Raw genomic sequence first — 12,500 nt, forward strand, 5'->3', positions numbered from 1 at the left:
GTCGGCGGGGCGCGCGTTGCTGGCGGGGCGGGCACCCCCCCTATAGGGGTTGTCGGCGCCCCCCCCCCCCCCCCCCCCCCCCCCCGGCCAACCCAAGGAATCAACCCGAACAACCAGCCACGAGGGGCTCAGCCGTTGGCCGAATCCAGTAAAATCGACCGCATGAACGCCCCCACCTTCCCCTACGACACCGCGCGCCTGAGCGAACTGGCCCAGCTGCTGATCGACAACGTCCGCGAACTGGCCCACGCCGGCTGGACCCCGGCCACCAGCAGCAACTTCTCCCACCGCCTGGACGACCGCCACGCCGCGATCACCGTCTCGGGCAAGGACAAGGGCCGCCTGATCGAGGACGACATCATGGTGGTGGACTTCGACGGCCTGGCCGTCGGCCGCCCGCTGCGTCCGTCCGCCGAGACCCTGCTGCACACCCAGCTGTACCGCCGCTTCCCGGAGATCGGCTGCGTGCTGCACACCCATTCGCCGGTGCAGACCATCGCCTCGCGCCTGTACGCGCCGCAGGGCCACATCCGCATCGAAGGCTACGAGCTGCTGAAGGCCTTCGCCGGCAACAGCACCCACGAAATGGCCATCGACGTGCCGGTGTTCGCCAACACCCAGGACATGAACGTGCTCTCGGCGCAGGTCGATGCCCTGCTCGATACCCAGCCGCTGTGGGGCTACCTGATCGACGGCCACGGCCTGTACGCCTGGGGCCGCGACATGGCCGAAGCGCGCCGCCACATGGAAGCCTTCGAGTTCCTGTTCCACTGCGAACTGGAACTGCGCAAGCTGCGCGGCTGAGCCTGCGCCGGGGTGCAGATTCCAAAACGGAATCTGCCGCCCTTCACCACCCTGTTACCCTGTCTTCCCCCCGAGACGTTCAAGCTGCCGCCATGAGCCGACTGCGCATCTACGACGACACCCGCCCTGAATCGCCGCTGCTGGATACCCAGGACGGCGCAATCATCGCCGCCGAACTGAAGAAGATCGACGTCACTTTCGAACGCTGGCGGGCCACCGCGCCGGTCGCGCCGGGCGCCAGCCAGGACGAAGTGTTCGCCGCCTACCGCGCGGACATCGACCGCCTCGTTGCCGAACACGGCTTCAAGAGCGTGGACGTGGCCTCGATCGCACCGGACAACCCAAACCGTGCCGAGCTGCGGAAGAAGTTCCTCGACGAGCACTTCCACAAGGAAGACGAGGTGCGCTTCTTCGTCGCAGGCTCGGGCCTGTTCACCCTGCACGTGGATGACAAGGTCTATGAGATCGAGTGCGTGAAGGACGACCTGATCGCCGTGCCTGATGGCACCACCCATTGGTTCGACATGGGCGATGAGCCGAGCTTCGTGGCCATCCGCTTCTTCACCGAGCCGGACGGCTGGGTCGGTCACTTCACCGGCACCGACATCGCGCAGAAATTCCCCCGTTACGTTCCCACCCAGGCGTCCTGATCCATGCAGCCCCGCGTCATCCTGACCGACATCGAAGGCACCACCAGCAGCATCTCGTTCGTCAAGAACGTGCTGTTCCCCTATGCCCGCCAGGCGCTGCCGGCGTTCGTCGCCGAGCACGGCCAGCAGCCCGACGTCCGCCGCTGGCTGGATGCGGTGGCCACCGAGATCGGCGGCGCCTGCCAGGACAGCCTGGTGGCCGAGACGCTGCAGGGCTGGATCGACCAGGATCGCAAGCACACCGCGCTTAAGGCCCTGCAGGGCCTGATCTGGGATGCCGGTTACCGCCGTGGCGACTACACCGCGCACTTCTACCCGGAAGTGGCGCCGGTGCTGAAGGGCTGGCATGCCTCGGGCCTGCCGCTGTATGTGTATTCGTCCGGTTCGGTGCCGGCGCAGAAGCTGTTCTTCGGCTTCAGCGATGCCGGTGACCTCAGCCCGCTGGTGTCGGGCTGGTTCGATACCGAGATCGGCGGCAAGCGCGAGGCGGACAGCTACCGCCGCATCGTGCAGGCGATCGGCGTGCCGGCCGGCGAGATCCTGTTCCTGTCCGACGTGGTGGAAGAACTGGATGCCGCCCGCGAGGCCGGCCTGCAGACGCGCCTGATCGACCGCCTGGACGACTACCCGATGCCGCGCACCGGCCAGGCCGCCAACGGCCACGACCGCGTCGAGAATTTCCAGCAGATCCAGCTGTAAACAAAGGGTGTGCGGACCAACGGTCCGCACCTACCCGACGGCCCCTCAACGGTCGTTGAGGGTCTTTACCTTCAGGGCTTCTCGCAGCGTCGCCAGGTCCACCGGGCCGCGCACGGCGATGTCGCGCGTCTCGCCGGGCAGCAGGTCCAGCAGGTTGTCTTCCACCTGCACGTCCAGCGCGCCGAAGTCGATCCACGCCGAACGCACGTAGGCAGAACTCTGCAGCCGCAGCCGGTAGTGGTCGCCGTCGATGGCCAGCACCGCCTTCAAAGCCTGCCGCGGCAGCTCCTGGTCCTTCGCTTCGACGAAGCCGACCACCTGGCGTGCGCTCACCCTGCCAGCCTGCACCAGCTCGAACACCACCACGGTGCGCTTCGGGTCGGCCCCCGCCAGCAGTTCGGCATCGGCGAAGTCGCCGACAGCGGTCACACCGGCAGCGGCCAACGTCACCGGCACCTCGCGACGGCGCAGCACCTTGCCCTCCACGTCCATCACCCGCAGCCGCCAGCGTGCATCCACGGCGGCACCGTCGTTGATCAGGCGCACCTGCGTGCGGCCCTCATCGCGCAGCGCCGCCAGAGTCACCGGCGCGAAGAAGCGGCGCGCGGCGAAGTGCAACGCCTTCCAGCGCCCGTAGTAATCGACGCTGGACCATGAGGCGCCCGGCCACACATCGTTGAGCTGCCAGTACAGCGAGCCCATCGTGTACGGCCGCGAGGCGCGGTGATGAAGCGCCGCCAGCGCGATGCCATCGGCCTGCATCACCTGGCTGAGGTAGACGAAATCCTCGAAATCCTTCGGCGTGCCGTAGCCCAGTGCGATGTAATGCAGCAGCCGGCTGTTGCCCTCGCCCGCCATGAACTTCTGGTGGGCACGGATCACCGGGCTGTCGATGCCCTGCTCGTCGCGGCTGGCGATCTGGTCCACCGTCGCCAGCGACGGCCAGGCCTGCAGGCCATATTCGGACATGAAGCGCGGCGTCTCGCGCAGGTAGGCCTGCACCGGCAGCGCAGGATTGCCCCAGACCTGCCAATAGTGCTTGTCGCCGCGGGTGGAATCGTTGGCCTTTTCGTCCAGGTCGTTGCTGGGCGAACTGGACCAGTACGGCACGCCCAACCCCTCCTCACCCACCACCTGGCGCAGGTCCTTGCCGAACAGATCCACATAGCCCTGCCAGACCCGGGCGGCGAAGGCGGGATCGGCGGCCTTCAGGTCGCGGCCGTGGCCCCAATCCTTCCAGGCCGTCTCTTCTTCGTTGTTGCCACACCACAGCACGATGCTGGGGTGGTGGCGCAACCGGCGCACGTTGTCGCGCGCCTCGGCCACCACGCTGGCGCGGAACGCGGGATCGTAGCCCGGCTGCATGCCGCCACCGAACATGAAGTCCTGCCAGACCAGCAGGCCCAGCTCGTCGGCGATGTCGAAGAACGCATCGTCCTCGTAGTAGCCGCCGCCCCAGTTGCGCAGCATGTTCATGTTGGCGTCGCGCGCGGCGGTCAGCACCTGGCGCAGGCGCGCGGGACCGACACGTGCCGGGAAGGCATCGAACGGAATCACGTTCGCGCCCTTGGCGAAGACCTCCACGCCGTTGATGACGAAGGCGAAGCCCTGCCCGCCCTTGCCATCCTCCTCGCGCCGCAGCTCGACGGTGCGCAGGCCGATGCGCTGCTCGCGCGCCAGCTCGGCAGAACGGCCGCCATCCAGGCGTGCCTGCACGGTGTAACGGTCCTGCGCGCCGTGGCCAACCGGCCACCAGTGCCGCGGATCCGCCAGTTCAATGGGAATCTCGACAGTGTTCGCGCCCGGCTTCAGCAGCACCGTGCGCTGCAGCTGGGCCACGTTGCGGCCCTCCGGGTCGCGCACGTCCACAGCCACTACAGCCGAACCGGCGGCACTGCCCTGCTCCACCTGCAGCAGCACGGCAAGCTTCGCCTGCCGCGCATCCAGCGCATCGGTGCGTACCGCCAGGTCGGTCAAACGGTGCGCATCCCAGGCCTGCAGGTCGACCCCGCGCCAGACGCCGGCGGTGACATAACGCGGGCCCCAGTCCCAACCAAAGTGATAGGCCGGCTTGCGCGCGAAGTTGCCGACCATCGCGTCCTTCGGCTCGTCACCATAGGGCGAGGGATAGTTGCCGGCGATCTTGTGCGGCATCGCCTGCACGCCGGGCAGCAGCGTGCGGATCGGCGAGCGGAACACGACCAGCAGTTCGTTGTCCTTGGCGCGCAGCTGCCCCTCGACACGCGCGTGCCAGGTGCGGTGCGCATTATCCGCACGCAGCAGCGGCCTGCCGTTGAGGGAGACCTCGGCATAGGTATCCAGCCCATCGAAGCGCAGTTCGGCATTGGGCTTGGCCAGGGTGGCCGCATCCACATCGAAGCGCGCGCGGTACTCCCAGTCGGCCAGGCCGATCCATTGCAGATCACCTTCGGCCGCGCCCACGTAGGGATCGCGGATCAGGTCGTGGGCCAGCAGGTCGGTGTGCACGCTGCCGGGCACCGTGGCCGTGCGCCACTGCTGCAGGCCCGGATGGCTGGCACCCTGGGCATCGCCGGGCAACAGGCGGAACTCCCAGTGCGCCTGCAGTGGTGCTGCGGCGGCGGGGAACGCAACCGCCGCAATCAGCAGCAGGAACAGACGGACAACGAGGGAAAGACGATGCACGTGATGCTCCTGGGTTCTCCGCCGGGCACGGCCCGGCGCTACCGATTTCCTTGCGTCATGCATTCGGCGGGACGGGCCTCAACGAACGACGTTCAACACTTCGTAGCACGCGCCCATGGTGTGGTAATCCACCTTGCCGGCCGGGCTCTTCTCGTCGCTGTACTTGCGGTTGTCGGCATCGAGGATGCGGAACCACGCGCCGTACTGGTGGTCGACGAAGTGCTCCCACGAGTACGCCCAGATGCGCTCGTACCACTGCCAGTAGCAGTCATCGCCGGTGCGCTTGGCCATCAGCGCGGCGGTGGCCAGCGTTTCGGCCTGCACCCAGAAGTATTTGTCGTCGTCGCAGACGAAGCTGTCGCCACCAATCGGCGCGCCGTCCATGCCCGGCTGGCGGCGCGATTCCGGCGCGAAGCCGTAATACAGGCCACCGCGTGCCTCGTCCCAGCTGCGCTCCACGGCCACATCGAACAGGTGCTGCGCGGTCGGCACCAGCCAGTCGGCCTGCACGTGACGATCCAGGATCAGCAGCAGCTTGGCCCACTCGGTCTGGTGGCCAGGCTGGAAGCCCCACGGGCGGAACAGGTGCTTGGGATTGTCCAGGTTGTAATCCCAGTCAATCTCCCAGTTCACGTCGTAGTGTTCCCAGACCAGGCCACCGGCCTTGGCGACCTGACGGCGGGTCATGTTGTCGGCCAGCTGCAGCGCGCGCTCCACATAGCGCTGCTCGCCACTGGCCTCGAACGCAGCCAGCATCGCCTCGCACATATGCATGTTGGCGTTCTGGCCGCGATAGCCGGTGAAGTTCCACTGGCCATCGGCTTCGTCCTTGTAAAGGCCGTGCTGCGGTTCCCAGAAGCGCGCTTCCAGCAGCTGCCAGGTCTCGTCCATCCACGTGCGGGCCTGCTCTACACCGGCCTTCAGCGCGCAGCTGTAGGCCAGCAGCACGAAGGCCACGCCGTAGCAGTGGTTCATGTCGTCCTCGACCTTGCCATCGCGCAGGGTCCACGCATAGCCACCGGTGGCCGGGTTGCGGTGCACCTCGCGCAGGTAGCGCACGCCGTGCTCCACCGCCTCGCGGTACTCGGCATTGCCGAATTCGCGGTAGGCCATCGCGTAGTTGAAGACGAAGCGCGTGCTGCTCACCAGGTGGCGGTGGCCGGCATCGTAGATGCTGCCGTCATCGCGGAAGTAGTGGAAGAAGCCGCCGTTGGGATCGATGCAGCGCGGGTGGTAGAACGCCATGGTGTCGGCGATGTGCGCACGCAGGAAGGCGGGCGAACGGAAATCGGGCGAGGTGCTCATGCGGAAAGGTCCTGTGCCTGCAGCAGCTGCTGCACTTCAGCGAGCGAGGGCATCGCGGCGAACGCGCCCTTGCGGGTAACGGCCAGCGCGCCGACCGCGGCGCCGAAGCGCAGCGTGGCGGCGATGGCCTGCGGGTCCTGGCAGAACGCGGCGAAACCCGCACCTGCGCCACCGCGCTCCAGCAGGCCGACCAGCACGCCACCGACGAAGGCATCGCCGGCGGCGGTGGTGTCGACCGTGGCGACGTTGAAGCTGGTGACCTGGCCCTGCTGCTCACGGGTGTACCAGTGCAGCGTGGCGGCGCCATCGGTGACGATGACCCAGCGCGCCTGCGCGGCCAGCAGCCGCTGCAGGACCACCTGGTCGCCCTCGGCGCCGTGCGGCGCGGCCAGGTAATCCAGTTCCTCGCGCGACAGCTTGACCAGGTCGGCGCGTTCCAGCGCCTGCCACAGCCACGGCGTCGGATCGACGTCGGCCGGCCACAGCGCCGGGCGCAGGTTGAGGTCCAGGCTGACCACCGCACTGGCGGCGCGGGCGCGGTCCATGCCGGCGAAGGTCGCCTCGGCGATGGCCGGCTCGGTCAGGCTGTTGGAGCAGACGTGGAAGCACTGTGCGTTGTCCAGGCAGGCCGCCTGGAAATCGCTGTCACGGAACAGCAGGTCGGCCGCCGGCGGGCGGTAGAAGCTGAAGCTGCGCTCGCCCGCGGCATCCAGCGCGACGAAGGCCAGCGCGGTCTTGGCCGCGTCGGTACGCACGATGTAGTCCGTGCCGACGCCGTGCTCGACCAGGCTCTCGGCCAGGAAGTCACCGAACATGTCGCGGCCGAGCATGCCGACGAACTGGGTCTTCGCCCCCAGCCTCGCAGCGGCCACGGCGACGTTGGCCGGCGCACCGCCGGCGTACTGCAGGAACGCGCGCGGGGTGTCGGCCGAGGCCGGCGGCTGCGCTAGTAGATCGATCAAAATTTCGCCGAAGCAGACAATGGCACGCATTTCCGACTCAGCCTCCCTGCGTTGCGGAAGCCGGCGTACGTGCGCCGACCAGACCGTAGAAGATGATGTAGCCGTAGCACAGCAGCGGCAGGATGAAGCTGGCCTGCACACCGATGTGGTCCGCCAGCACGCCCTGCAGGTACGGCACCACGGCGCCACCGACAATGGCCATGATCAGCAGGCTGGAACCCTTGTTGGTCAGCGGGCCCAGGCGCTCGATGCTGAGCGCGAAGATGGTCGGGAACATGATCGAGTTGAACAGGCCGATCGCCACCACCGAGTACAGCGCGACGCTGCCGGAGGTCATCATCGTGGTGGCCAGCAGGGCCACGTTGACCAGTGCGAAGATCGCCAGCAGGCGGCTGGGCGAGAAGCGCGCCAGCAGGGCGGAACCGGCGAAACGACCGATCATCGCCATCGTCCAGTAAGCCGACACGTAGTGCGTCGCCTGCTGTTCGCTGAAGCCGCCGATGCTCGGCATCGACAGATAGTTGACCAGGAAGCTGCCGATCGACACTTCCGCGCCGACGTAGAAGAAGATGCCCAGCACGCCCAGCAGCAGGTGGCGCTTGCGCAGTGCATCGAAGTAGCTGTGGTGATGGCCCTGGTCGGCCTGTTCGGTCGCATCGCTCAGCGCCGGCAGGCGGAACAGGAACACGAACAGCGCCAGCAGCACCAGCGCTACCGCAAGGCCCACGTACGGACCCTGCACGGCCTGCGCCTCGGCGACGCGGTAAGCCAGCTGCTCGGCGGCCGGCAGCGCGTTCAGTTCATCGGCGCTCTTGACCGTGTTGGACAGGATCAGCATGCCACCGAAGATCGGCGCGATGGCCGTGCCCAGCGAGTTCAGCGCCTGCGCCAGGGTCAGGCGGCTGGAGCTGGTCTGTTCCGGGCCCAGCAGCGCCACGTAGGGGTTGGCAGCGACCTGCAGCACGGTGATGCCGGTGGCCAGCACGAACAGCGCGCCGAGGAAGGCGCCATACACGCGCAGCTCGGCCGCCGGCCAGAAGCCCAGCGCGCCGATGCCGGCAATGACCAGACCGGCAACGATGCCCTTCTTGTAACCCAGCGCGGCGACCAGGCGGCCCGCCGGCAGCGACATCAGGAAGTAGGTGCCGAAGAAGGTGAACTGCACCAGCATCGCCTTGGCGTAGTTCAGTTCGAACACCGCCTTCAGGTGCGGGATCAGGATGTCATTGAGGCAGGTCAGGAAGCCCCACATGAAGAAGATGGTGGTGACCACGGCCAGTGCCTTGCCGTTGGTGACGGCCGGTGCGTTGCCGGGGGAACCCGATGGGCGGGGCGTTGCGGAGATCGGCATGCGGTTCGCGCCTCGATGCGCGGAAGGTCGTTGTTGCGTGGAAGGAGTGTGCGTTGAAAAGGATCAGTTCGGGCGGGCGGCGCTGCTTTCGCGGATGCGCAGCTGCACCGGGGCGACCGTGCGCTGCGGCGGCGCATCCGGGTCATCCAGGCGCTGCAGCAGCAGTGCGGCGGCCTGCCGGCCACGCTCGCGCGGGTCGGCGGTCAGGGTGGTCAGCGGCGGCACCGCCACCGACGCTTCGGAAATGTCATCGAACCCGGTAACCGCGAAATCGCCGCCGGGGCGGATGCCGCGCGAGTTCAAGCCCAGCATCAGGCCCAGCGCGACCGTGTCGTTGTAGCAGACCGCCGCGCTCGGCCGGTGGCCATCGACGAACAGCTCGTCGGTGCGGGCGGCTGCCTCCAGACGGTTCGGCGCCGATTCGATCATCCAGCCCGGCGGCAGCGTCAGCCCGGCCTCGGCCAGCGCCTGCTGGAAACCGGCGCGGCGCTGGTGGCACGAGCTGGAATCGGCATGGCCGCCGAAGAAGGCGATCTGGCGGTGGCCGCGTTCGATCAGGTGGCGGGTGGCGAGGTAGGCACCGTGCTGGTTGTCCAGGGTCAGGAAGTCCCAGTCGGCGCCGTCAAGCTCACGGTTGAACAGCAGTACGTTGGCGTTGGCGCCCAGCGCCTGGCGCACCCGGGTGGCGTCGCTGCCTTCGGCTGGCGACAGGATCAGGCCGGCCGGGGTGTGCTCCATCAGCGTGGACAGCACCGCCTGCTGGCGCTCGGGCGATTCGCCGGTGCTGCCCAGCAGGGTCACGTAGCCGCGCCCACCCAGTGCCTCGTCCACGCCGGACGCGAATTCGGCGAAGAACGGGTTGGACAGATCGTTGATGACCAGCGCGATGCTTGACGAGGTGCGACGGCGCAGGTTGGCCGCCGCACGGTTGTAGACATAACGCTGGCGGCGCAGTTCGGCCTCGACCTTGGCCCGGGTATCGACGTTGACCAGCGGGCTGCCGCGCAGCACCAGCGACACGGTCGCGCGCGAAACGCCGATGGCACGGGCGATGTCGGTCACCGTCACTGCCTTGCCGGAACGCTTGCTGGAACTGCCGCCGTTGTCGTTCATCGTCTTCCCGGACTCCGCTGGAGCCTCAAGCCTAATGGATCGTGACCACATCGTGCCGTGCCGTTCGCTGGGTTGCCTCGAACGGCACGGCACACATCATCGCAGCTGGCTGCCTGGTGCAGCGCACCAGGAGACCGGCAGATCGGCCACGGCAGTGCCCCAGCCCTGGGTCGGAGCCTTGCCATCCAGGGCGAAACGCAGTCGCGGGCCCTGCTGCAGGCGGCTCCAGTCCAGCCACACCGGCGCATGCGCCTGGCCGTCGACCTGCACGCCCTGCACGTACTGCAGGCGGCGGCCGTCGGCGCCCGGCGCGTCGATGCGCAGGGTGCGGCCATTGCCCATGTCCACTTCCACCTTGGCAAAGCGCGGGGTGTGCAGCAGGAACTCGCCGCTGCCCGGCACCGCCGGGTACATGCCGATGGCGCTGAACAGGTACCAGGCCGACATCGTGCCCAGATCGTCGTTGCCGGTCACGCCGTTGGGCGCGTTGGTGAACAGCTGCTGCGCGGCGCGCAGCACGTTGGCGGTCTTCCACGGCTGGCCGATCAGGGTGTACAGCCAGGGCGAATGCAGGTCCGGCTCGTTGTTCGGGTTGTAGCGGAACTGGTTGTAGTAGCTGTACGGCCCCACCACCCACTCCTTGCGGGCGGCATTGAGCGGATCGGCCTCCAGCGCATCCATCGCGAAGAAGGCATCGAGGCGGCGCCCAGCCTGCTCACGGCCATCCATCGCTTCCACCAGGCCCGGTACGTCCTGCTGCGCCAGCCACTGGTACTGCCACGCGGTGCCTTCATGGAAACCATGCTGCGAACGCGGGCTGTAATGGCCGTCGGCCGGGGTGTACCACTGGCCGTCCTCGGTACGCGGGCGCGGGAAGCCGGTGAAGCCGGTCTCGGCGTCACGCACCTGCGGGTCCCACACCTTGTGCCAGTTGCGGCCGCGTTCGCGCAGCGTCGCCGCATCCTGGGCGTGGCCGAGGCCATCGGCCATCTGCGAAAGCGCGCAGTCGGCCACCGCATATTCCAGCGTGGCCGAACCACCGTGATGCGGGTCGACGTCCATGCCCTTGGAGGGGAAGGCACGGTCGTAGGCCACGTAACCCTTGTCCAGGTAGGTCGGGTTGCCCGAACGGCCGGCCATGCGCGAGTTCAGCGGCGGCGTACCGAAGGCATTGCGGCGCAGCGCATCCCAGGCCTGCGATTCACGGCCCTTGAGCGCACCGAAGCGCCACAGGTCGACCATGAAGGGCGTGACCGGGTCGCCGGTCATGATGTTGGTTTCGAAGTTGGCGTAGCCCCAGCGCGGTAGCCAGCCGCCCTGCTCGTCGATGGCCAGCAGGGTGCGGCCGATGTCGCGGGCCACGTCCGGGCGGGTCAGCGCCAGCCACTGGTTCTGCGCACGGTAGGTATCCCACAGCGAGAAGTACTCGTAGTAGGTCCAGCCATCGGCGCGGTGGATGCCATCGTCGTAGCCACGGTAGCGGCCATCGGCATCGCTGCCGGTGAGCGGCTGCAGCAGCGCGTGGTACATCGCGCTGTAGAAGACGGTGCGGTCATCGCCGCTGCCGCCCTGCACGCGCACCCGCGCCAGCTGCTCGCGCCAGGCCTGCTGGGACAGCGAACGCATCCTGTCGAAACCGATCAGCGCCCCACCCTGCATGCCCTCGGCGCGCAGGTTGGTACGTGCGCCTTCTGCATCGACGTGCGAGATCGCACTCACCGCAGTGACCGACTGGCCCTTGGCCAGGTCGAAGGTGAGCCAGGCGCCATTCGGCTTCTGCTCGCCTTCCATGCTGTGCCGCGCGTTGGGCAGGCCACCGGTTTCGCCCCAGGTGCCATGCGCCTTGAACGGACGGTCGAACTCGACGCGGAACCAGGTGGTGTACTGGTGGCCACCGCAGAAGCTCTTGGTGACCAGCTTGCCTTCCACCACGCGGTCGCCGACCACATCGACCACGCTGCCGATGACCGAGTGGCGCTCGTTGGCCTGGCCGACGTTGATCATGACGTGTCCGTCGCCACTGCGCTGGCTGAAGGTATAGCGCTCGGCCGCGGCACGCGTGCGCGCGGTGGCTTCGGCATCGATGCCGCCGTAGCTGGTCAGGCGCACCTTGTAATAGCCGGCCTGGCCGACCTCGCCATCATGCGTGTAGGTGGAGGCGTAGGCCTTGTGGTCGAACTGCTTGGGGTTGCCGGTATCGAAATCGCCGCCCGGGCCGATGCTGCCGGTGACCGGCAGGATCGAGACCTGGCCGCCCTGCTCCCAGCAACCGGCGCCGGACAGGAACGAGTGGCCGAAGCCGCGGATCTTGTCGTCGTCGTAGCGCCAGCCCGAGTAGTGGCTGCCGATCGGGCTGACCTGGATCAGGCCGAAGGGTGCCGAGGCACCCGGGAAGGTGTTGCCGTCATCCTTGCTGCCGATGAAGGTGTTGACCTCGCGCTCCAGCGCGGCCGGTGCGGCCTGCAGCCAGGGCGTGACGGCCAGTGCCAGCAGGCAGGCGACGCGGGCCAGCGGGCGGTGGGACAGGGCCGGCGAGCGGCGGGCGGACAGACGGCGGGACAACCTGGTCACGGACAGGACTCCTTGGCGGCAGGGCGGCAGCGAAGCGCCGGCCGCAGTGGCCGAACGCCTCGTTTCCATCGGTACAAATCCGCACCCCGGCGGATTTAGATCGATTGAAGTAAAGCAGGGAGCGCCCATCCATGCATTCTGCGCCGCAGCAAAAGAGGGGGTTTTCTTTTGGCAGGGCTTGCAGCCCTGCACCTGCTGCGAGCCAAAGCCAGAGCCGAAGCAAAAGCAGAAGCTGGCTTTCCGTGAGATGGCGGGGTGGGTCCGGTGTCAGGGGACGCCGTGAACCCCCCTCCGGGGTCCGGCCCAGCCGCTGGCGGCTGTGCGTTCGGGCGCTTGCGAAGCAGTGCTTCGCAAGCAAAGCGCCCTCACCCATGGGGGCTT

At 67.9% G+C, this 12,500-nt stretch carries 9 protein-coding genes; 3 read left to right on the top strand and 6 right to left on the bottom strand.

Annotation, left to right across the window (positions count from 1 at the left end):
• Positions 1-162: 162 nt before the first annotated feature.
• The 3 genes from ACVOK1_RS18505 to mtnC all read left to right on the top strand — a co-directional run bounded on the left by ACVOK1_RS18505 (position 163) and on the right by mtnC (position 2,153).
• Positions 163-804, top strand: coding sequence for a methylthioribulose 1-phosphate dehydratase (locus ACVOK1_RS18505; RefSeq protein WP_108770673.1), 642 nt, complete (start codon positions 163-165; stop codon positions 802-804).
• Positions 805-896: 92 nt separating this feature from the next.
• Positions 897-1,454 carry a 1,2-dihydroxy-3-keto-5-methylthiopentene dioxygenase gene (locus ACVOK1_RS18510; protein WP_481562881.1) on the top strand — a complete coding sequence of 186 codons (558 nt, stop codon included), beginning with the start codon at positions 897-899 and terminating at the stop codon, positions 1,452-1,454.
• Between the two features lie 3 nt (positions 1,455-1,457).
• Entirely contained in the window at positions 1,458-2,153 is a 696-nt protein-coding gene (mtnC, locus tag ACVOK1_RS18515; protein ID WP_108768719.1) for an acireductone synthase, read from the top strand.
• A gap of 45 nt (positions 2,154-2,198) precedes the next feature.
• On the opposite strand, the gene ACVOK1_RS18520 is transcribed toward mtnC, so the two are convergent.
• The 6 genes from ACVOK1_RS18520 to ACVOK1_RS18545 all read right to left on the bottom strand — a co-directional run bounded on the left by ACVOK1_RS18520 (position 2,199) and on the right by ACVOK1_RS18545 (position 12,188).
• On the bottom strand, positions 2,199-4,817 hold the full coding sequence (locus ACVOK1_RS18520) for a beta-mannosidase (RefSeq protein WP_481562882.1): 2,619 nt from the start codon (positions 4,815-4,817) through the stop codon (positions 2,199-2,201).
• Positions 4,818-4,895: 78 nt separating this feature from the next.
• A complete protein-coding gene (locus tag ACVOK1_RS18525; protein WP_481562883.1) occupies positions 4,896-6,122 on the bottom strand; it encodes an AGE family epimerase/isomerase in 1,227 nt (408 codons plus the stop codon).
• Positions 6,119-7,114: a carbohydrate kinase family protein gene (locus ACVOK1_RS18530; protein WP_481562884.1), complete on the bottom strand. Its 996-nt coding sequence runs from the start codon at positions 7,112-7,114 to the stop codon at positions 6,119-6,121. Before ACVOK1_RS18530 ends, ACVOK1_RS18525 begins: the two co-directional genes overlap by 4 nt.
• 7 nt (positions 7,115-7,121) lie before the next feature.
• Complete coding sequence (gene fucP / locus ACVOK1_RS18535; protein WP_108768715.1) at positions 7,122-8,435, bottom strand: L-fucose:H+ symporter permease; 1,314 nt, start codon at positions 8,433-8,435, stop codon at positions 7,122-7,124.
• A gap of 63 nt (positions 8,436-8,498) precedes the next feature.
• The gene (locus tag ACVOK1_RS18540) at positions 8,499-9,548 is read right to left on the bottom strand and encodes a LacI family DNA-binding transcriptional regulator (protein WP_406231636.1); all 1,050 of its coding nucleotides are present in this window, start codon (positions 9,546-9,548) and stop codon (positions 8,499-8,501) included.
• 96 nt (positions 9,549-9,644) lie between these two features.
• Positions 9,645-12,188: a GH92 family glycosyl hydrolase gene (locus tag ACVOK1_RS18545; protein ID WP_406231638.1), complete on the bottom strand. Its 2,544-nt coding sequence runs from the start codon at positions 12,186-12,188 to the stop codon at positions 9,645-9,647.
• Positions 12,189-12,500: the final 312 nt, after the last annotated feature.

Source organism: Stenotrophomonas sp. STEN087, from assembly GCF_056759115.1.

Coding starts and splice junctions, on each gene's coding strand:
- ACVOK1_RS18540 (WP_406231636.1), bottom strand. CDS start 9,548: ATGAACGACAACGGCGGCAGTTCCAGCAAGCGTTCCGGCAAGGCAGTG.
- ACVOK1_RS18510 (WP_481562881.1), top strand. CDS start 897: ATGAGCCGACTGCGCATCTACGACGACACCCGCCCTGAATCGCCGCTG.
- ACVOK1_RS18545 (WP_406231638.1), bottom strand. CDS start 12,188: ATGGAAACGAGGCGTTCGGCCACTGCGGCCGGCGCTTCGCTGCCGCCC.
- fucP (WP_108768715.1), bottom strand. CDS start 8,435: ATGCCGATCTCCGCAACGCCCCGCCCATCGGGTTCCCCCGGCAACGCA.
- ACVOK1_RS18530 (WP_481562884.1), bottom strand. CDS start 7,114: ATGCGTGCCATTGTCTGCTTCGGCGAAATTTTGATCGATCTACTAGCG.
- ACVOK1_RS18505 (WP_108770673.1), top strand. CDS start 163: ATGAACGCCCCCACCTTCCCCTACGACACCGCGCGCCTGAGCGAACTG.
- mtnC (WP_108768719.1), top strand. CDS start 1,458: ATGCAGCCCCGCGTCATCCTGACCGACATCGAAGGCACCACCAGCAGC.
- ACVOK1_RS18525 (WP_481562883.1), bottom strand. CDS start 6,122: ATGAGCACCTCGCCCGATTTCCGTTCGCCCGCCTTCCTGCGTGCGCAC.